The sequence below is a fragment of the Halalkalibacter krulwichiae genome (genome assembly GCF_002109385.1).
In the GTDB taxonomy this organism is placed as follows: Bacteria; Bacillota; Bacilli; order Bacillales; family Bacillaceae_D; genus Halalkalibacter; species Halalkalibacter krulwichiae.
Window position 1 is genome coordinate 3201048 of the sequence record NZ_CP020814.1, and the last position, 21610, is coordinate 3222657.

Here is a 21610-nt window from a genome sequence, read left to right on the forward strand (position 1 = left end):
AGCTTGATTACATATATTGTTAGTTAGAGAGGAGTTTTTCACATGGCTACGACTGCTATTTCCCACCAGAAGTCATCTTTTTCACAAGGGCTATTAGCAGGAATAAGCATCGCAATTGGTTATTTACCAGCAGCTTTAACCTTTGGGCTATTAGCCAAAAGTACTGGCTTAACATTTGCTGAAACATTGGCGATGAGTTTGTTTGTTTTCGCCGGAGCAGCTCAATACATGGCGCTTAATTTAATAGCAATCGGAACAGGTGCATTTGAAATTATTTTTACGACTTTTATTGTAAACATAAGGCATTTATTGATGAGCGCTTCCGTTCGAGAACGTGTTGAAGATGATCACCCTATTATTAAAGCTGTCTACTCTTTTGGAATTACTGATGAAGTGTTTGCTGTCACAACAACACAAGAAGGCAAGATTAAGTCAGGTTTCGTAGCAGGCGTTGCCTTAATTGCCTATTGCAGTTGGGTTATTAACTCTGGAATTGGTTATTATGTTGGATCGATCTTACCTACTTCCCTTCAAGAAAGTATGGCCATTGCCTTATACGCTATGTTTATTGCTCTTCTTATGCCATCTTTAAAGAAACACCGTAAAGTGGCCGCACTTGCCATTAGTGCAGCTGTGTTTAATAGCCTTTTATCGTTGTTTCTTCCTAGCGGATGGTCAATCATCGGGGCAACGATATTAGCTTCTGCCGGAATCGAAATACTGACAAAGAAAGGTGGACATTCAAAATGAATATGACAATGTTTCTAATCATTGCAGGTATGGCAATTGTCACCTATATTCCAAGAATGCTTCCACTCGTTTTCATGGATGTCGAAAAAATCCCCAATTGGTTTCAAGCGATATTACGAAATGTACCATATGCGGCTCTAGGTGCACTTATTTTCCCTGGAGTGCTAACCGTTCATGAAAATACCTGGTTTGGGATCAGCGGGGCCATAACAGCTATTATTGTTGGATATTTAGGGGCAAACCTCATTATTGTTGTCATGAGTAGTATTGCCATGTTAATGCTTTTGTCCTGGCTATTTTAATAAAAGAACTGGCTAAAAGTCGAATTAGAGATGGTAATAGCTTCGGAGGCGTCTCAAAAGGTAAAATTAAACCTTTTGAGACGTCCTCTTTTATTTTCACTATTCCTTTGCTTCCCCTTTCATTCCATGATGATTTTTGCCGTTCCCTTTCTTTCTTTTGTTGAACACGATACAATGAAAGAATGGAATTTTTCGTATTAGAGGTGAGAATGTAAAATGACTCGTTCATTGGTAAAGAAAGAATCAGAATTATATCAAGACATAGAACAACCAATCCTCTTAACGTACCAAACCATTACTGCTTCGAGATACGTGACAAATCGTCATTTAGAGCAAATCGTTCATGAAACGGTTACAGCCGTAACAAATTTGAAAAGTGATTATCCTTATCTTTATTATCTTACATATATGAAGGGAGTCTTTCAGTACTCAACCCGCCTTGACAATTATCAGGAATTTCAAAGAAGATTTGACTATTTTTATCATTCGATTACTGTTGAGATCATTCGTCTCACAAAAAATTTACAATCAAAGTCGTATCGGCTATTTTTGAAAAGATTGCTTGTCCTGTTAATCAAGCAAGGCAACCATGCTAATGAACCTTGGGGGAATTTATTTATCAAGCTTTTGCCAACCATCCCCGCTGCTCATATTGATTACTTATATCAAGTCCTATCAGAAAATATAGATACATCGCAGTGTTCTTCTACAGTCGCACTTGCATATAGCTACTTAGCTTTAATAGCTGGAAAAGAAGTTACTGCTTTAAGGATTTTACAGAGGAATAACAAAGCATTTAAAGAGCATGATGTAGTTCCACACTTTGAACTAATGAAAACGAGAGCTCGCTATAGAACAATGAAACAATGGCTTTCTGTTCTTTTCCCTAAAAAAAGTAGTGGACAATACGGATCGCTTCAAAAATATGTCGATGAAATAAACTCTGCGATACCACTAAGTTTAAAAGAACAAGAATCTGTTTGGAATCGCTGGCTGCTTTCTCCCAATTATCAAAGGTTCATTACTTATACACGTCATTTAAGTGAAGAGCAGCAATTGACGATTGTTGAGCGTTTATTGCCTGAACTCGAACAGAGACTACATCAATTAGAAGCAGCAAAAACATATGAAAAATTACTGCTTTCTTACGAGAAGTTTGAAGAAGCTTCGCACTATTTTCTTCGCCATGAACGTGACGCCCATCGACTTCGTGAAGAAAAAGAAGAACTTTTATACGCCTTGAAAGCATCTCGACCAGATTTAGCACGACCGATTTATCATCAATTTATCGTTCGTCTTGTTGAGAAGAAATCTCGAGCGCATTATGAGCAAGCAGCACTTTATATGAAAGACTTACAAGAAGTTTATGTAAGCCTTGAAGACCAAGAGCTTTTTCATACATTTGTCTCAAAACTAAAAAAAATGTATAAAACATACCGAGCATTTATCGAGGAGTTGAAACGGATTGGCCTCTAAAATTATTGTTCATGGAGGATGGCTTAATGAAGCTTTCTTTATCTGGGGAGAGCGTTCACCTACTTCGCGATTTGACCAAATTGTCAATTTTCAATATCCATTTCTTTATTCGCCTTTTGAGCTTAAACTACTATTATTTCGAAAAGATCAGGCTTCTTTTTTTGGTACGTTTATCGAAACCGATAAAGCGATTATTGATGTACCGATTGATTCTAGAATGTACTCATCACTAGCAGGGGAAATTACTGTCTATCAGGCCCAATCTTCTATGGAACAATATTCATTCCCGCTAGAGGGTCTTGTTTTATCAGTGGACTCTTTAGCTGAATATATTCCATTGTTTGAATCTTGGAACGATGAAAAGGAGCTGTACCTTGCTCCCGATTTTAAAGCTTGGCTGTCTGTATATAAACAAATTCAAGATTGTATTAAAATTGGATCATTCTCACCAAAAGGTTCGGGAGAGTGGCAACTTGATCACTTTCCTTATGATCAATGGCTTCAATATTTGCCCATGTCAGGAAAAGCGATTAGAGCTAACACTAGTTATATTCAGCATGAGCAAGCAACCATACTGACGGAGGAAATGTTTCATCTTATTGTGAATAAGATCGCAGACGCATTCATTCGCTCACTCCTAAATGATTCCGTCACGGATGCATTTAACAATTGGAAAACAACGGTTAGCTCTGACTGGACACCACTTGTTAATAAATTGTTCGAGAAAGGAACGGCAGAAAAGAGCGAGTCTACCTCTGTCTTCCAACAGCAGACTGGTGTTCTGCAAATGAAACCTTTTAAATCAGGGTTAGCGTTAAAAGAACCAAATTCAAAGGAAGGGAAATGGAAAGTATCACTTTGTATGGTTGACCGGAAACGTCCTTCTATGATGATTGAAATGGATCAATTAGAAAGAGGAGAACATCCTTGGCGTGAGAATCCGATTGCGCAATTAAAAATAGATTTAAAGAAGGCTCAAAACACGTTAGATATTTTGAAACCACTTCGTCTGTCTTCTCCTACATTATCCTTAACGGCAGAGGACGCATATGAACTTTTCACAACGTCAGATGAGCTTTTAAAACAGCTTGGATTCCACTTAATTGTGCCAAAATGGATGAGAGAAAATAAGAAACCACGCGTAAACTTAATTATGAAGCAACCAGAACGAGGTGGGGCAGTAAGCGAACCTCTGCTTGATTGGCAAAGTGTAGCTTCATTTACTTATGATATCGCACTCGGTAATCAAAAAATTAATAAACAAGAGTTCGAAGAATATGTAAACGGCCAACGACCGTTCCTTTATTCAAATGGTGAATGGACTGCTTGGGACAAGTCTCTTGCTGATAAGCTTCTTCAATACTTAGATCGTGTAGAAAATGAAACCTCCTTCTTAGATGCTTGGAGGCTCGACCAAACGAATGAAGCAAACAATGAACTAGAACTAGATATCGATTGGGATGTTTCATGGGGAGAGTCTCTAACAACTGCTTTAAAAGAACTATACACTACATCACCAGATCTCGTTCCTATTCCAGAGAAATTAACAGGAACCCTACGCCCTTACCAACATGAAGGTCTTTCATGGTTAGTTCATTTAAGAAGGTCGGGTTTTGGTGGTTGTTTAGCCGATGATATGGGGCTTGGAAAGTCAATACAGACAATCGCATATATTTTATATGTTATTGAGGCACAAAAAGAAGCTCAGGAAAATCATGCTCCTTTTCTTCTCATTTGTCCTACTTCCCTACTCTATAACTGGGTAAATGAATGTCAACAATTTGCCCCTAGTATTCGCGTATTTGTACACCATGGTCCCTCAAGACTAAGCGCAGCGGACATTGATTCTAAAAGATGGGATCTTGTTATAACCACTTATCAATTAAGTGTAAGAGATAGTGAGTTGCTTCAACAAGTGAGTTGGAACGGTTTGCTTTTAGATGAAGCTCAGCACATTAAAAACATTGAAACGAAACAGCGACGAATTATAAAGGGAATTAATGCGATTCACCGAATCGCATTAACCGGTACTCCAATTGAAAATCGATTACGTGAACTATGGTCCTTACTAGATGTATTAAATCCAAATTATCTGGGATCCTATCAATCTTTTCAATCGAATTTCATGAGACCAATTGAACGTGATCAAGATGATGAGCAATTAATAAAATTACAGAAACTTATCCATCCACTTATTCTAAGACGTAAAAAGTCGGACAAATCGTTACAGCTCGGATTACCTAAAAAGAAAGAAAAGGTTCATCATGTTCATTTATCTTTGGAACAAGCTGGGCTCTATCAAGCAGTAGTTGATGATATTGTCGGAAAGCTTGATGAGGTTTCATCTTTAGAAAGAAGAGCATTAATTTTAAAAAGCCTAACGAAACTTAAGCAGATCTGTAATCATCCAGCCCACTTTTTAAAAGATCGTGTATTGGATGATCATGAATCAGGAAAGTGGGATTCCTTCATTTCACTTGTAAGCAGCCTACATGAAAAAAAGGAAAAAGTATTGATCTTCTCACAATACAAGGAAATGGGAATGCTCATCACTCAAACACTAGAGAATAAGTTTAAGAAACAAGTCCCGTTTCTTCATGGAAGTCTAACGAGAATGAAACGACAAGAAGCGATAAAAGCTTTTCAAGAACAAAGTGATGTTCCATTTTTTGTTCTATCACTAAAAGCTGGTGGTGTTGGACTTAATCTTACTGCTGCCACAAATGTGATCCATTATGACCGTTGGTGGAATCCAGCAGTTGAAAACCAAGCAACAGATCGCGCTTACCGGATTGGCCAAACAAAGGATGTAACGGTCCATAAACTAATTACAACTGGCACCTTAGAAGAACGTATTGACCAGATGCTAGTTAAGAAGCAAGCATTAGCAGACCATATCTTGGCTGCAGGTGAACAACAAATCACCGAACTAACAAACGATGAAATACTCGAGCTTATTCAATTAAGGAATTAACAAAAGGAGTCTATTAGACCATATGAAAAAGCTTAAAAAGCCTTTTGATGAGTATTGGCATAGTAAAAAAACACGAAAGCCTGACTTGATTACACCTGAAGCTACAATCGAATCCGAAGACGACGAGCCGTACACTCAATTTAAAAAAATGCTTCAACATGAAGCAAACCGAAGATGGAACGCGGAGGTCCAATCAGAAAAAGAACGTTAGTATGAAAAGAAGGGCGTCTCAAAGTTTTATTTACAACTTTGAGACGCCCGCCCTCTTCGTTATTATTTAATTTCAATTTCAACTTGTTTCATAAATGTATCACTATCATTTGCTTTGCCATTTATTGCCGCGACAATGAATTTCACTTCCATCATATACGTACCTGGCTCGAGTTCTTCAAGTTGAATCGTCTCTTGATATTTCTTTGTTTCAGAAGGTGCAAAAGTTTCGTGAACAAGTGCCATCGTAAACATTTTCCCCTCCGAATATCGATACTTAATTACTCCATTTTGATCTAATAAAACAATTTCGTATTTTTGTCCTGATGAAAAATCAATGGATGAATCTTTTTCTTGATTATTCGTAACAGCCATTGTGACGATTAGCTCTCCATTTGATTGCTCAGTTACCACATCAAATAACCAATCAGTTGTTTCCATTGAATCATCTCCACCTTTTAATTCAACAGGAGCGTTCACTCCCGTACCACAGCCTGTTATGATAAATAGGAAAGCAATGAACCATGCCCACTTCATTACGTTTCCTCCTTTCATTCTTTTCGGAAGAAGCCAAATATCCCTGCTGTTTCAACAATGTTTGTAAAAGCTTTTGGATCTACTTCCTGTATGACTTGCTTCAGTTCAAATAATTCGTAACGGGTAATAACAATCATTAAGACTTCTTGTTCTTCTGACGTATACCCTCCGATGGAAGGAATTCTAGTAATCCCTCTCGTTACACGTCTATGAATTGCTTCTCGTAATTGCTCAGCATTTTTTGTAACAATCATAGCTGTTAACTTTACGTGTCGTGTATAGATCGCATCAATTACGCGAGAAGAAACATATAATGTTACTAAAGTATACAACGCCTTCTCAGGATCAAACAACAGTCCAGATGTTATCACAATCACACTGTTTAATCCTAAAAAGTAAATTCCTACCGGTCGATCACTAACTCTAGATAAGATTAACGCAATGATGTCAAGACCACCTGAGGAAGAACCCCATTTCAACGGAATTCCTGCACCAATAGCAAGTATGACACCACCAAAAACCGCATTTAATAAAATATCAGGTGAGAATTGCCAAACTGGTAATAATTCAAGAAAGAAAGTTGTCAAAGCAACATTTATAAAGCTATAAATCGTAAAGCTCTTCCCTATTTTCAACCACCCTAAAATAGCGACTGGAATGTTTAATAAGAAAAGTAATACACCAGTAGATAGTGGGACAACTACTGCAATGATTTGCGCAACCCCAGTAAATCCACTCGCAAACACATTTGCGGGAATCAAAAAGAAGTTTAATCCAGCTGCAAGAAAAAAGGCTCCGACTATGACTGCTATTATTTTTTGAATTTCTTGTAATGTTCTTTGCTTCATATTCCAAATCTCATCATTATGATGTAACCTTTCGTAAATGTCGGTCAAACCAATCTACAGAATGCAAAACTGCTCTTCTTGAAACCTTATGTCCTGTTTTCTCTTCTGCTAAAAACTGAAGATGCTCTGGAGCGTCTTGATAATTCGCGGCTAATTCTTCATATAGCTTCTCTGAAAGAGGATATGGGACAACCTCATCTTCTTTTCCATGCCATATTAACAAAGGACGACCATTTATCTTGTGTAACTGAGTTGATAAATCAAACGGAATAATCTGCTTAAACATTTCTTCTTTCAGGTTGTCCTCGATCGTTAAGCCTCTTTGTTCTACTGTCGAGAGAAGTCCATGGGCAAACCTTTGATAATAGGCTGTCCCCATAAATGATACAGCTGTCTCGATCCATCTATATTGTGTTAACGCTCCAAACATTGTAATCGCGCCCATCGAAGTACCAATTACACCTATATTCTCCCCGTTGATTACCGATTGCTGTTCGAGTGTCTTCTTCATCATGTTCAACTCTTTTATCGATGTTAAGACAATTTCCCAAAAAGATAAATTGCGTTGTTCAGCCGATATATTCTTTTCACGTTCCCCGTGATGTAATGCATCTGGGAGGAACACCCTGAAGCCTCGCTCCGCTAATAAATAAGCAACATGTAAATTATGCTCTTTCGCACTTGTAAACCCATGTAAGAAGAAAACCGTTGGTAGTTCTTGTTGATCTTGAATTTCTTCTTTCACTACATGTAACGTTGGAATCTGTGTAATTGTTTCATTTTTAATTGTAATCATTAATACTACTCCCATCCTTTACCAAGATCATTTTCTAATTATAGCATTCCATAATTATCAATTCACATTACTGCTAACTGAATCATAACAAAAAAGGTGTCTCAAAAGGTAATGTTTAACCTTTAAAGACACCTTAACCGTAAAGCTCATTTAACTTGTTTGTTGTTTTTTATTATAATATTGCACACTTGTAAGTGCTCCTTCTCCAACCATTTTATTATCCTCATAATCATAAGGATGAGAATGGCCAAGATTCTTCTTCTTTTCTGCAACATTTAATTTGTTCTTTTCCTTTTGCCTAAGTGGTAATATCTTCTGAACAGATTGAGATATCTTTGTTCTGCGATTACGATCTCCTAATAAAACCGTCGCGGCACCAACTACTGCCGCCGCTGAAGCAACGATTGCTTTTTTTACCATTTTCATCTCCACCTTTCAGTTGTATTACTATTTAACTACCCTGCTCTCTGAAAATAAAACATCATCTTCATACAATCGCTAAAATCGGACAAACTAAAAATAAACTTTTGGCGAAAGAAGGTGATTACATGTCTCGAACAGGCGATAATAATAAAAAGAAAAAAGACAACAATGCACTTAACAGACAAAAGAATGAACAGGCACACATGAATGCTGAACAAGGAAAACATAGTTATTCTAAAAAGACTGATCACCTATAAGAATTTTGTTTTTGTCTACAAAAAAGATTCAAGAGGTTTTAAGCCCCTTGAATCTTTTATTTTATTTTTTGAGTTCACTTACATCTTTTACTACCCATTCCAGACCTGATTGAACTTCTCCATCCCAAGCTAACATTCCTCCAAAGTAATTCTGAACATGTTTGAAGCCTTGGCTTTGTAAATACATCGCTACATTTTGGCTTCTTCCCCCACTTCGACATACAAAAAGATAAGATTGCTCCTTGTCTAATTGCTTCACAACATTTGGGATATTTCCCATAGGGATTAATGGCACTCCTGGGATATGCGCCTCTTCATACTCTTCCAATTCACGAACATCAATAATAATAGGGTCTTTTCGATCTCCTTTGATTAATTCCTTTAGTTCTTCTTTTTCAACTTGAATAATTCCATCTTGTTCAAATCCCATTAGCTCCACCTCAATTTATCATTTAATCAAGCTTAGTATTTCTTAATAACCACAATCGATAAATATGTAATACTAGTACTTTTCCAACCGCGTACGTTGGGACAGCAATTAATAGTCCAATTAAACCTGCAAAGCGACCTGCAACTAGGAGTAAGAAAATAATCGTTAAAGGATGAATCGATAATTTTCTACCCATAATTTGAGGAGAAATTAAGTTACTTTCAATTTGCTGAACAATGACCACGACAATAATTACTAGTAATGCCATGAATGGAGAATGCAGCAAACCGACGATAACAGCAGGAATCGTCCCAATCCATGGACCAACGAACGGTATAACATTTGTAAACATTGCTACTAACGCTAGTACTAACGGATAATCTAGGCCAATAATAAGAAAAGCAATATAAGCGAGAATCCCTACACAAATACTCACAAGAATTTGCCCTTGGATATACGAGCTTAATGCAAAGTCCATCGCTTTTAATATTTCTCTTCCTTCTTGTTGTCTTTTTTCAGGTAAAAGCTTTAGTAGTTGATTGGGAGCCTTCTCTCCCTCCTTTAACATATAAAACAATACAAATGGAATAATCACTACTATAATTAGTGCATTTGCAACAAATCCAATGAAGTTAGCTAAATTATGGCCAATATTAGAAAAAATATTATTAACATAATTCGCAAGCTCCATTGTAATTTCTTCAAATGTGAAATTTTCACCTTCTTGGAATCTTGCTATGTATTCATTTTCTTGAAGGCTGATAAACATATCACGAATTTCATTAATAAAAACAGGCATATTCCGTGTAAAACTATAAAATTGCTTTTGCAACTCAGGCCCAATGATTAAGAAAGCTGCTGTTAACAACCCTAAAACACTTAAATACAAGATCAAAATGGCAAGTGTTCTCGGTATTCTTATTGAAAGCAGCCTAACAAACGGACGTAATAAATAGTATAATACACCAGCCAGAACGATTGGAGCAAATAACGTTTGAACTAGAATTGCTATTGGCTTAAACACCCAATCGACTAAAGAGCCAAGATAAATAATAACGAAAACAAGCACAATTCCATATCCGATTCGAAAAGCCTTCGTATTTGGCATCGCAAAATCCCTTTCGTATGTAATTCTTTTCTTATTGTACCATGTTCTGCTGAAATCTTCTTCTTTTACACATTAAATCAATATGAACAACCTCAATTCTTCTTTTCACCAAATTTCTCATTGTAATTCGACATGATTCATGTAGAATTTAATGTGTAAGATTTCCTGTATAATGAATCATTGGAAACGTTTCTTACTACGAAAGGGGGAAGCATTTATGAAAAGACTATCATGGTTTATGATACTAGGACTATTTATTCTTGTTCTAAGTGCTTGCGGGCAAGGTACCAACGAAAATCAAGGGACCGAAACAGCTGAAACTGAAGAGCCGGCAATCGATGAAGCTGAGCTTGAAGAATCAGACAATGAAGAGGCTAATCTTGAAGAGGAAGAACTTGAAACAGAACATGCAGAAGAGCCTGTTGAAGAGCCTGTTGAAGAACATACGGAAGAAACTATTGCTACGGAGGAACTAGAAGAAGATACTAGTGACAGTGAAACAACAGAAGAAGCAACTGTTGAAGAGCCGTCTACTACTACTGTACAATTAATTTTTTCAGATGATAATGTTATGGACATGTATCGTGTTGAAAGAGCAATTGAAACTTCTAACGATTCAATCTATAAAGATACGTTAGAAGCTTGGATGGAAGGACCAGGCATTTCCGGATTAACATCAATTATTAAACAAAACGTTGAAGTTCAATCGGTCGAGATCAAAAATGGAGTTGCTCATGTATCGTTTTCCAATTCCTTCTTAGAAACACAAGTCGGTGCTGGAACTGAACACATGCTCCTTCAACAAATCGCGATGATCATGAAACAATTTGGTTATAATCAAACTCAAATTTTAGTTAATGGTGAAATCCATCCAGAGTTGTTTGGACATATTGACACAAGTGAACCAATTGTAGCTGAAAACCTCGAAAACTATCAAATGTATACTGAATAACACATGGAAAGTGTCTCAAAAGTCAAGAAAGCTTTGGGACACTTTTTTTGTTAGGAACCGTTCTATATTTCAGGTCTTCTCCTCCTTGTAAATGACCTTTTTGATCAAGTTCTTCAAGTTGTGTTATGATACAGTACGGAGTAAAAGAATAGAATTGAGGGGTATTAATGAAAATCGTCGTTACGACGTTAAATGCAAAATACATTCATACTTGTTTAGCATTACGTTGTCTAAAAGCATATGCAGAACCTGAGTTTCCGATAGAAATGGTTGAATATACAATAAAAGATCCAACCATGAACATTGTTTCAGATCTTTTTGAAAAAAAGCCTGATGTTATAGGGTTTAGTTGTTATATATGGAACATTGAAGAAACCATTAAAGTGATCAACCTTCTAAAGAAGGTATTACCTAATACAAAGATTATCCTAGGAGGACCAGAAGTCTCTTACGATGTAAAAGAATGGCTAACTTCACTTGAAAATGTTGACTTTATTGTCGTTGGCGAAGGAGAAGAAACATTTAAACACTTGCTTGAGGAAATCAATTCAACTGAGAAATACCATATGGTTTTTGGCCTTGCCTATCGTAAAGAAGGGGAAGTGATTCTCACTGCCCCTAGACCTAAGTTGAAACTTGACGAGGTGCCAACACCTTATCGTTTTCCTGAAGACTTGGATGGATTAACAAAACGAGTTACGTATTTCGAAACAAGCCGCGGCTGTCCTTATAGTTGTCAATTTTGTCTTTCATCTATTGAAGTTGGAGTTCGATACATTGATATCAACCGGGTGAAAGCAGATTTATTGTTCTTAATTGAAAATGGTGCTAAATTAATCAAGTTTGTTGATCGTACTTTTAATATTAAGCGTGATTATGCCTTAGAGATTTTTCAATTTTTAATAGACAATCATCAGGGCTGCGTATTTCAATTTGAGATTACGGCAGATATTATGAGACCTGAAGTACTGACTTTCCTTAACGAACATGCACCTAAAGGAATTTTCAGGTTTGAAATTGGCGTTCAATCTACAAATGATGCGACAAATGAGCTTGTGATGCGCCGTCAAAACTTTGAAAAGTTAAAGCGGACTGTTACGATGGTAAAAGAAGGCGGTAAAATTGATCAGCATCTCGATTTAATTGCAGGTTTGCCCGAAGAAGATTATCAATCGTTTCGAAAAACCTTTAATGACGTATTTGAGATGAGACCAGAAGAACTACAATTAGGTTTCTTGAAAATGCTTCGCGGGACAGGATTACGAATCCGTGCAGAACAACACGACTATGTGTATATGGACCACTCCCCATATGAAATATTAAAAAACAATGTGCTGAGCTTTGATGAGATTATCAGAATGAAGCGTGTAGAAGATGTTCTTGAAAAATACTGGAATGATCATCGAATGGACCGAACAATTAAATATTTAGTTGAAAAAGAATTTGATTCAGCGTTTGACTTCTTTCAAGAGTTCGGCGACTTTTGGGACAAGCGAGGCTGGGCAAGAATTGGACACCAATTAGAAGACCTTTTTGCTAGATTAAACGAATTTTTAATGGATCGTTCTACGAAGAATCTAGAAACAATTCGTGGATTAATGATGATTGATTTCTTTGAGAATCACAAACATAAACCACGGAAAACATGGTGGAACTTCTCTTTATCTAAGGAAGAACAATCTCATTACTTAAAAGTCATTGCCAAACAACCAACTCTTGTTTCTTCACAATTTGCTGAATTAGCATTAAGTGAAAAAGACTTGCACAAACACACAATGATTGAGACGGTACCATTTCATTTAACAAATAACGAAATAAAGCAAGGTGACAGCCTCATCATCGCTTATTTCCATCCAAAAACAAATAAGACACTTGTCTTTCCAACTCCACTTGAACATTTAACTGTAAACTCCCAGTAACATTTTAAAAGGTGACAGTAAGGATTACATATCCTTTCTAGTCACCTTTCATTTGCTAGAATTCAAAGGAAACAACGGATGTCTCTCTCATAAACTTCATCAGCCTGTATAGGTCTTTCATTTGGTTTCCCGAAGTAATAACCTTGAGCAAGAGGAATACCTAAGTCCTTACAATATTCAGCCTCTCTCCACAATGACTATAGGACTATTTTACTTCACTTGATCTACAATTTATATATTAATGTTGACCAGAGTCTTGATTGTATTTAGTAAGCAAAGTAATAGCAGCTAACGTCGCACTAATGTCACCATTTACTACCTCTTGCTTAAGCTGGGGCAAGGTTCTTTGAATCTCTTTATTTTCATAAAAGTTCTTTAAAATCTGTTCTTCTAATAGCGAATGGAACCAATTGGCAGCTTGTTCTTTCCTTCTTGCTTGGAATTGATTTGTCTCTTTCATATGCTTGCAAAACTGCTCAACCGTATCCCAACTCTCTTTAATTCCTGTTCCTTCTATTGAAGAAACCGCCCTTACAGCCGTCTGCCACCCCTCAGTCGTTTTTGGAAGCATATGAACAATCCGTTCAAACTCCAATTTAGCCTTTTCAGCTATGATTTTGTTCTTACCATCTGCCTTGTTAATGAGCATAATATCTACCATTTCCATAATTCCTTTTTTCATTCCCTGTAGCTCGTCTCCTGCTCCAGTTAACATCAATACGAGAAAACAATCTACCATTGAGCGCACCGTTATTTCGCTTTGGCCCACCCCTACTGTCTCAACAATAATAATGTCATAGCCTGCAGCCTCACAAAGCAACAGCGACTCTCTTGTCTTTCTAGCAACTCCTCCTAATGTTCCACCTGAAGGTGACGGACGAACGAAAGCATTAGGATGCCTTGACAATTGATCCATCCTAGTCTTATCACCAAGGATACTCCCTTGTGAAATAGAACTCGATGGGTCAATGGCCAAAACAGCGACTTTATGTCCCTTATCCGCCAGCATAACTCCAAGTGCTTCAATAAACGTACTTTTCCCGGCTCCAGGAACTCCGGTTATTCCTATTCGAATCGATTGACCTGTAGCTGACATAATAGACGTTAATACGTCTTGCGCTAAAGTAAAATGGCGGTCTGCATTGCTTTCGACTAAAGTGATCGCTCTAGCCAAAATAGCTCTATTGTTAGCTTTTATTCCATTTACATACTCATCGACGGTAAGTACATTTCGCCTCATCTATCCACCTCCTTTTGCTTGTGAGAAAAAGAGGAAGTATGCATTCTTAAGGCTACCGCTTTATGTTAAGCCTGATACGAAGGACTCTTTCGTATCAGGTTGTACAGTGAAAGAAAACTATTACCGTTCTATGGAGTTTTCTCAGTACCCTCTTCCTCTTCTTACCTATCATAACCGAGTCTCTTATTTAACTCTTTCATAATTTCCTGTGCCGCTACTGGAATGACAGTACCTGGACCAAAAATGGCCGTAGCGCCTTTCTCTTTTAAAAATTGATAATCTTGAGCTGGTATGACACCACCAATAATAACCATAATGTCTTCTCTTTCTAATCTTTTTAGTTCTTCAACTACTTGTGGCAAAAGCGTTTTATGACCTGCTGCTAACGAGCTCATCCCAAGGATATGCACATCATTTTCAACTGCCTGAAGTGCAGCTTCTTCTGGCGTTTGAAATAAAGGACCAATGTCAACGTCAAATCCCATATCGGCAAATGCCGTGGAGATAACTTTCGCCCCACGATCATGGCCATCTTGGCCCATCTTTGCAATCATAATTCGTGGGCGCCTTCCTTCATTTTCAGCAAATTGATCTGTTAATTCCCTAATTTTCTCCATCTCTTCTTTTTCTCCAAACTCTGATCGATACACTCCACTAATAGAACGAATGACAGCCTTATGTCGACCCACTACTTTTTCATAGGCCATCGAGATCTCTCCAAGACTAGCACGTGCTCTTGCAGCATTTACAGCAAGTTCTAATAAATTCCCTTTTCCTTCTTTAGCAGCTTTCATTAGTTCATTTAGAGCTAGTTGTACTTGTTTTTCATCTCGATTTTGACGCAACATTTTAAGCCTTTGAATTTGGGCTTCTCTTACTGCTGTATTATCAATATTTAAAATATCTAACTCTTCTTCATGGTCTAATCTATATTTATTAACCCCTATAATTGTTTCTTTCTTTGAATCAATTTGTGCTTGTCTTCTAGCTGCTGCCTCTTCAATCCTCATCTTAGGCAACCCTGTTTCAATTGCTTGGGCCATCCCGCCTAATTCCTCAATTTCTTGAATATGCGACCAAGCTTTATTCATTAATTCTGTCGTTAATGTCTCTAAATAAAAAGAGCCGCCCCACGGATCAAGTACATTGGTTATTCCAGTTTCCTCTTGTAAGTACAGCTGAGTATTACGAGCGATTCTCGCAGAAAAATCTGTAGGTAATGCAATCGCCTCATCAAGGGCGTTTGTATGAAGAGATTGTGTATGTCCTAAAGCGGCAGCCATAGCCTCAATACACGTTCGCACGACATTGTTATAGGGGTCTTGTTCAGTTAGACTCCACCCTGACGTTTGTGAATGGGTGCGAAGCGCTAATGATTTATCATTTTTAGGATTAAAAGGTTTAATTAACTTCGCCCATATTAACCTCGCCGCCCGCATTTTTGCGACTTCCATATAATAATTCATTCCTATCGCCCAAAAGAAAGAAAGTCTTGGAGCAAATTGATCAATGTCTAATCCTGCTTTCATTCCTGTTCGGACATACTCTAGTCCATCAGCTAATGTGTATGCAAGTTCGATATCTGCTGTAGCTCCTGCCTCCTGCATGTGATAGCCTGAAATACTAATGCTATTAAATTTAGGCATATATTTAGATGTGTACTCAAAGATATCTGCGATAATCTTCATTGAAGGTTCGGGTGGGTAAATATATGTGTTTCGAACCATGTATTCTTTTAAAATATCATTTTGAATCGTTCCTGATAACTTCTCTAGTGCTACACCCTGTTCTTCTGCTGCAACAATATAGAATGCCATAATTGGAAGAACCGCACCGTTCATTGTCATGGAGACTGACATTTGATCTAACGGGATTTTATCAAACAAGATTTTCATATCTAAAATAGAATCTACAGCAACCCCTGCTTTCCCTACATCTCCTACAACCCGCGGGTGATCTGAATCGTACCCTCGATGGGTAGCTAAGTCAAAGGCAATTGACAAACCTTTTTGTCCTGCTGCTAAATTACGACGATAAAAGGCATTGCTTTCCTCAGCTGTTGAGAAGCCCGCATACTGCCGTACTGTCCACGGTCTCGCTTTGTACATTGCAGGATAAGGTCCTCTGAAGAAAGGAGCTATTCCTGCAACATAATCCAAATGGTTCATTCCTTCTGTATCTTTATTCGTATAGACTGGCTTAATGGGTATTTGCTCCATTGTTTGAAAAGATGCTGTCGGTTGATCCACACATTTACTCTCGCTCGTTCCATTATTTACTTGAGACGGGAAGGGCATCGTTTTGAAATTTGGCTTATGGCTCATTTTACTCTCCCCCTATCTTAGTTAGTAACTCTTTTAGCACACGATAAGCATTTGTTTTCATATGGATAAATTGATCCACCCCCACTGAAAGGAGTTGTTTTTCAAATACTTCGTTTTGGCGTCCTGCTAGAAGAATGATTTTCGTTGGATCGTTTTTTAAAGCGCTGACCAACCGTATAGCATGCTCATGATAGGATTGATCATCACCGCATAGGACAATAATTTGGGAATCTCCTGCAGCTTCAACTATTTCGCTTTCATTTGTAACACTTGAATAACGAACATCGAAGCCACCACTACGAAAGAACTCACTGGAAAAATCTACACGAGTTTTGTGATTAGCAAATACCCCTACCCCAATCAATTGAACAATCAACTGTCCATCTCTTTTTTCCTTCAGAACTTTTGCTTGCTTTTTTAGATGTTCAAATGCCTCAGCTAATCGCTTTGTTTCTATTGGTGATAACTGTTCACCGTTACAGCCTTCTTGTAAAAGGTTGTGTATAACATGAATAGGAGTCTTATTCATTAATAAAGCACGTATATGTTCCATTGATATTCGTTTTAATCTTCCTATATCATTAACATCCTCTATCACTTTAGAGGCATATTCTTTTACCTCTGCTCGGTAGGTATCAGCATTTGGAGGCATAGCAATATTCTCGCTTACATATCGATTCACACCTACAATGGTTTTTTTTCGCTGTTCTATTTCGACTTTCCTTTGTTCCCAGCTATTCTCTACCCAATCTTGAATCAGACCTTTCCTTAAGGCCGGAATCATTCCTCCAGCCTTTTCAATTTCCTGAAAAATTGCCCAAGCAGTTTGAGCTACCTTTTCAGTAAGCGCTTCGACATACCAAGAGCCTCCTGCAGGATCTTTCGTTACATGAATATATGCTTCTTCTTGTAAAATCAAAGATGTATTTCTAGCTATTCTTCTTGAAAAGGCAGATGGTCTGTGTAGAGCTTCATCAAGTGGACTCACATGGATACTATCAACTCCAGCAACCGCTGCTGCAAAAGCTTCACTTGTTCCTCTAAGCAAATTTACATATGGATCCTGTTTCGTTTTCGTTAACGATGACGTGCGTGCATGAACAGACATTTTTTGACCTTGTTCACTCGCACCAAATTCTCTCATAATTGCTGCCCATAATAATCTAGCAGCACGAATTTTCGCCAATTCAGTAAAGAACTCATTGCCGATTGAAAACGAAAATGTGATCGACTTCCCAGCATCCGTAGCTGACACACCTCGATCCATCAACTCGTTTACATATGTTACTCCGGTAGCAAGGGCAATCGCCAACTCTTGACATGGGCTAATGCCACCATTATGGTATGCGTGTGTTTGGACTAGTACGGTTCTAAGCCCATTATGCTTTTCCTTTGCCCACTCTACTGCTATTTTCATATAATCAAAGCTTGCTTTGAAAGAATAACACCCTTTTCCTTCTTGAATAAGTTGATGGATTGGATCGGCAGCGATCGTACCTTCTAGTCGGTCTGTTACTTCGCTTAATGCAGCTAATAACGGGATATTCACCATGCCCGCATCTATATGCCAAGGATAACTTGTTAAATCTATGTCCTTAATAGTTGTTTTTACATCATTTAGATCATAGATAGGTACCCCATAACCATTTTCCTTCACACTAGGGATGTTTCCATTTTTCATGTTTTTCTCTAAAACGATGTGAAGTACATTCTGTCCTCTTTTTAAATCATGTTTAATAAGTTCATTTAATAGCTTTGGAGTTGGAGCTTCTAACTCTTGAGAAATGTTCCATGCTTTTGGAAGTACTTCATTTCCTCTTATAAAAGGGTAGACACCAGGTTCCATCCGTAACGTTGAACAGTTTTCCAAATCTTTTTGCTGATACATTGGTTCAATAACAATATCATCGAGAAGCTTTGTCAATAACGTTTCAAAAGGCTTACCTTTAAGAGCTTTTTCTGTCGTTTCACGCCACTGTTGATAGGTTGGAATTGGAAAATCATGAGAAAGTGTATTTTCAAGTTTATTATTCATAATTGGCGCGGTTACCAAAAGGGCAAACCGCTCACTCCTCCTTGCCTATTTGTATGGAGCGTGCTCTTTTCACTAGTAAAGCATTTGGCGCTAGCCCCAAATCCTTCTTGTTATAGTGGGATATTCCCGTGCTTCTTCTTTGGTAACTGCTTCTTTTTATTTCGTAACATTTCCAATCCTTGTGCCAAACTCTTTCTCGTATCACGAGGATCAATGACATCATCGACCATCCCATTAGCAGCTGCAACATAAGGATTGGCAAACTTTGACCTGTACTCAGCAATTTTCCGTCTTCTAGTTTCCTCTGGTTGTTCACTATCTTTTATTTCCTTAGCAAAAATAATATTAGCTGCACCTTCTGGTCCCATAACAGCAATTTCAGCATTTGGCCATGCAAACACTAAATCTGCTCCAATTGCTTTGCTATTTAATGCGACATATGCTCCACCAAAAGCCTTTCTTACTATCACCGTAATTTTCGGAACCGTTGCTTCAGAATAAGCATATAAAATTTTTGCTCCATGTCGGATAATACCTCCATGCTCTTGTTGAATTCCAGGTATAAAACCGCTTACATCTTCGAATGTTATAAGAGGAATATTAAAACAATCACAGAATCTAATAAACCTCGAACACTTATCTGAAGAATTGATATCTAATCCTCCAGCCATCATCTTAGGGTTGTTTGCGACAATCCCAACCGTTTCCCCCTCAATTCTTCCGAAACCAACTACAATGTTTTTAGCAAAAGAGGATTGAACTTCCATAAACATTTCATCATCGACAATTAACTTTATGACTTTTCGTACGTCATAAACTTTTGTTCCATCGACCGGTACCACATCTATTAGTTCTTGAACTCTTTCGTGAACAGGACGTTTATGGTTTGGTTCCACACGTTTTGCTTTCTCTTCATTATTGGAGGGTAAGAAGTCAATTAGCCTTCTTACTGCTAATAGAACTTCTTCCTCCGTTTCACCTGTGAAGTGTGCATTTCCACTAACACTTGAATGCACTTTAGCCCCGCCTAAATCTTCTGTATTGATTTTGGCTCCTGTTACACTTTCTATAACTTTAGGTCCTGTGATAAACATTTGACTCGTTTTCTCGACCATAAAGACAAAATCTGTTATGGCAGGTGAGTAGACCGCACCTCCCGCACACGGTCCTAATATAACTGAAATTTGCGGCACAACCCCTGAATAAATTGAATTGCGATAAAAGATATGGCCATACCCATCTAATGATAAAACACCTTCTTGGATACGCGCCCCACCAGAGTCATTTAAACCAATGATAGGAGCACCATTTTCCACAGCCAAGTCCATAATCTTCGCAACTTTAAGGGCATGCATCTCGCCTAGCGCCCCACCAAACACAGTGAAGTCTTGGGCAAATAGAAAAACCAATCTTCCATTCACCTTGCCGTAACCTGTTACAACTCCTTCGCCTGGAGCTTCAGAAGCATGAAATTCTGCACCGCGATATTCAATAAATGGGTTAAGCTCGACAAATGTCTCTTCATCAATTAGCAAATCAATACGTTCTCTAGCCGTTAATTTCCCTCTATCATGCTGTGCTTCTATCCGATCGTAACCTCCACCAAGCTTCACTTTCTCTCGACGGTCCTCCATCTCATTAATATAATCAATCATATCCATCTGAAGTTGCCTCCTTAGACGTTATTTTAATGCATGTTTATTCGTTAAGAAAAAGCGTTTATATTCAGGCTTTACACTTGCTTCTTTTGTCAGTACAGCATTCATTACAAGGTCTGCGTAAATATCGGCAATGTCTTCAATTGTATATTGCCCAGTCTCTTTGTACCATTTATACGTCCAATTCGTCATTCCAAAGATTGCCATAGATGTGATCGGTACAGGAATCTCTTCGCGAAATTCTCCACATTCAATTCCTTCAGCTACTAAACGAAACATCATCTTCTTATAGCGACTTCGTTTCTTTTTAATCGTTTCAAAATATTCTTTACTTAAGTATAGAGACTCCTGATAAAAAACGGTCACGTGTGGCCGGTACATTTCGAACATCATCACAAATGATTTAACGGTTTCGTACAATCGTTCAGCGGGAGTTGAATACCTTTGGTAAGCATCTTCTGCTTTATCTAGAATGTATGTAATAAATGAATCATGAACTGTATAAAGCAACTCATCTTTTGATTTAAAGTTATGATAAAAGCCGCCCTTCGAAGTTCCACTCTCCTTGACAATGCGATCTACTGTTACAGCATGAAATCCACTCTCCTCAAAAAGAAGTAAAGCAGCTTCAATTATTCGTTCTCTTGTCGGTTTTTTCTTCATTCAACCTCACCCGCCTTTCAGTTATGGTAAATTAACAATCTCTAACCGACTGGTTAGTCTGTTAGAGATTTTACAAAATATTTCAATTATTGTCAATTGATTATTTTGTAACCGTTTACACTATTATCTTAAATCTTTCATCTTTTGTAAATATGTATTTTTCAAAAGAGCATTAAATACCTATAACCTAAACATTTCTCTTGTGCACACCGTTTTACTATTTATTCACTTAGATGCATAAAAAAGACATTCAGGCCTCGACCTAAATGTCTTTTTTATTTCTTACTATATAAGTCAGTCAAAATTCAAGTAAAGCTCAAACCCGTTTTCACTAACCGTTTTTCCTTCTTGATGTGATTCAATCAGCTGAATATATTCTGCTGTTGCTTCTGTAAATAATTGCTCATCTTTTGTAACTAGAGCATGATCGATCCGATCGTATAACTGTTTCTTTTTGTAATAATAAAAGGAGTATTCAAGAACAGCTTGTGCGTAAAGAGATTTTACCGTATCTTCAGATCTTGATTCTAAACTGCGAATTACTTTCAACTGTCTCGTAACATTAGGGTCCATCGCAAAATCATTCAACATATGTATCCCTCCTGTAATCTGTTACTTCTAAAATACCCGTTTGGTAAATGTTTCAAACATCTTATTCATGAAAATTATTAACATCATAACCAGAAGTATAGATTAAGGTGATACAGG

Annotated in this window: 20 protein-coding genes; 8 read left to right on the top strand and 12 right to left on the bottom strand. The window is 37.6% G+C overall.

Features of this window, described 5'->3' with window-relative positions:
- Window positions 1–42 precede the first annotated feature (42 nt).
- From BkAM31D_RS16190 to BkAM31D_RS16210, 5 genes are all read left to right on the top strand, one after another.
- A complete protein-coding gene (locus BkAM31D_RS16190) occupies window positions 43–750 on the top strand; it encodes an AzlC family ABC transporter permease (RefSeq protein ID WP_066152908.1) in 708 nt (235 codons plus the stop codon).
- Window positions 747–1052: an AzlD domain-containing protein gene (locus BkAM31D_RS16195; protein ID WP_066152910.1), complete on the top strand. Its 306-nt coding sequence runs from the start codon at window positions 747–749 to the stop codon at window positions 1050–1052. Before BkAM31D_RS16190 ends, BkAM31D_RS16195 begins: the two co-directional genes overlap by 4 nt.
- 216 nt (window positions 1053–1268) lie before the next feature.
- A complete protein-coding gene (locus BkAM31D_RS16200) occupies window positions 1269–2528 on the top strand; it encodes a hypothetical protein (protein WP_066152913.1) in 1260 nt (419 codons plus the stop codon).
- Window positions 2518–5502, top strand: a complete 2985-nt coding sequence (locus tag BkAM31D_RS16205) for a DEAD/DEAH box helicase (RefSeq protein WP_066152918.1) — start codon at window positions 2518–2520, stop codon at window positions 5500–5502. The genes BkAM31D_RS16200 and BkAM31D_RS16205 overlap by 11 nt, the downstream gene beginning before the upstream one ends.
- Before the next feature lie 22 nt (window positions 5503–5524).
- On the top strand, window positions 5525–5713 hold the full coding sequence (locus BkAM31D_RS16210) for a hypothetical protein (RefSeq protein ID WP_066152920.1): 189 nt from the start codon (window positions 5525–5527) through the stop codon (window positions 5711–5713).
- A 62-nt stretch (window positions 5714–5775) separates the two neighbouring features.
- On the opposite strand, the gene BkAM31D_RS16215 is transcribed toward BkAM31D_RS16210, so the two are convergent.
- The 4 genes from BkAM31D_RS16215 to BkAM31D_RS16230 all read right to left on the bottom strand — a co-directional run bounded on the left by BkAM31D_RS16215 (window position 5776) and on the right by BkAM31D_RS16230 (window position 8313).
- Window positions 5776–6249, bottom strand: a complete 474-nt coding sequence (locus BkAM31D_RS16215) for a BsuPI-related putative proteinase inhibitor (RefSeq protein ID WP_066152922.1) — start codon at window positions 6247–6249, stop codon at window positions 5776–5778.
- 14 nt (window positions 6250–6263) lie between these two features.
- Window positions 6264–7097 (bottom strand): YitT family protein, encoded by an 834-nt coding sequence (locus tag BkAM31D_RS16220; protein ID WP_066152925.1) that lies wholly within the window; start codon window positions 7095–7097, stop codon window positions 6264–6266.
- A gap of 16 nt (window positions 7098–7113) precedes the next feature.
- Window positions 7114–7893, bottom strand: coding sequence for an esterase (gene yjfP, locus BkAM31D_RS16225; protein WP_066152928.1), 780 nt, complete (start codon window positions 7891–7893; stop codon window positions 7114–7116).
- 150 nt (window positions 7894–8043) lie between these two features.
- The gene (locus BkAM31D_RS16230) at window positions 8044–8313 is read right to left on the bottom strand and encodes a YbyB family protein (protein ID WP_066152931.1); all 270 of its coding nucleotides are present in this window, start codon (window positions 8311–8313) and stop codon (window positions 8044–8046) included.
- 128 nt (window positions 8314–8441) lie between these two features.
- On the opposite strand from BkAM31D_RS16230, the gene BkAM31D_RS16235 reads away from it, so the two are divergent.
- The gene (locus BkAM31D_RS16235; protein WP_084372125.1) at window positions 8442–8573 is read left to right on the top strand and encodes a DUF3941 domain-containing protein; all 132 of its coding nucleotides are present in this window, start codon (window positions 8442–8444) and stop codon (window positions 8571–8573) included.
- 61 nt (window positions 8574–8634) lie between these two features.
- On the opposite strand, the gene BkAM31D_RS16240 is transcribed toward BkAM31D_RS16235, so the two are convergent.
- Window positions 8635–9003, bottom strand: a complete 369-nt coding sequence (locus tag BkAM31D_RS16240) for a rhodanese-like domain-containing protein (protein WP_066152934.1) — start codon at window positions 9001–9003, stop codon at window positions 8635–8637.
- Window positions 9004–9025: 22 nt separating this feature from the next.
- Window positions 9026–10111 (bottom strand): AI-2E family transporter, encoded by a 1086-nt coding sequence (locus BkAM31D_RS16245; protein WP_066152936.1) that lies wholly within the window; start codon window positions 10109–10111, stop codon window positions 9026–9028.
- A 217-nt stretch (window positions 10112–10328) separates the two neighbouring features.
- Between BkAM31D_RS16245 and BkAM31D_RS16250 the strand changes: the two genes are divergently transcribed.
- Window positions 10329–11063: a GerMN domain-containing protein gene (locus BkAM31D_RS16250; RefSeq protein WP_066152939.1), complete on the top strand. Its 735-nt coding sequence runs from the start codon at window positions 10329–10331 to the stop codon at window positions 11061–11063.
- Between the two features lie 167 nt (window positions 11064–11230).
- Window positions 11231–12982 (top strand): B12-binding domain-containing radical SAM protein, encoded by a 1752-nt coding sequence (locus tag BkAM31D_RS16255; RefSeq protein ID WP_066152941.1) that lies wholly within the window; start codon window positions 11231–11233, stop codon window positions 12980–12982.
- Window positions 12983–13220: 238 nt separating this feature from the next.
- Here BkAM31D_RS16255 and meaB read toward each other — a convergent pair whose 3' ends face one another.
- The 6 genes from meaB to BkAM31D_RS16285 form a co-directional block, all read right to left on the bottom strand.
- The gene (meaB, locus tag BkAM31D_RS16260; protein ID WP_066152944.1) at window positions 13221–14222 is read right to left on the bottom strand and encodes a methylmalonyl Co-A mutase-associated GTPase MeaB; all 1002 of its coding nucleotides are present in this window, start codon (window positions 14220–14222) and stop codon (window positions 13221–13223) included.
- A gap of 161 nt (window positions 14223–14383) precedes the next feature.
- A complete protein-coding gene (scpA, locus tag BkAM31D_RS16265) occupies window positions 14384–16546 on the bottom strand; it encodes a methylmalonyl-CoA mutase (protein WP_066152945.1) in 2163 nt (720 codons plus the stop codon).
- Window position 16547: 1 nt separating this feature from the next.
- Window positions 16548–18581 carry a methylmalonyl-CoA mutase family protein gene (locus tag BkAM31D_RS16270; RefSeq protein WP_157076788.1) on the bottom strand — a complete coding sequence of 678 codons (2034 nt, stop codon included), beginning with the start codon at window positions 18579–18581 and terminating at the stop codon, window positions 16548–16550.
- Between the two features lie 110 nt (window positions 18582–18691).
- Window positions 18692–20242, bottom strand: a complete 1551-nt coding sequence (locus tag BkAM31D_RS16275; RefSeq protein WP_066152950.1) for an acyl-CoA carboxylase subunit beta — start codon at window positions 20240–20242, stop codon at window positions 18692–18694.
- 21 nt (window positions 20243–20263) lie between these two features.
- Complete coding sequence (locus BkAM31D_RS16280; RefSeq protein WP_066152953.1) at window positions 20264–20902, bottom strand: TetR/AcrR family transcriptional regulator; 639 nt, start codon at window positions 20900–20902, stop codon at window positions 20264–20266.
- Between the two features lie 294 nt (window positions 20903–21196).
- Complete coding sequence (locus BkAM31D_RS16285) at window positions 21197–21493, bottom strand: IDEAL domain-containing protein (RefSeq protein WP_066152955.1); 297 nt, start codon at window positions 21491–21493, stop codon at window positions 21197–21199.
- Window positions 21494–21610 lie beyond the last annotated feature (117 nt).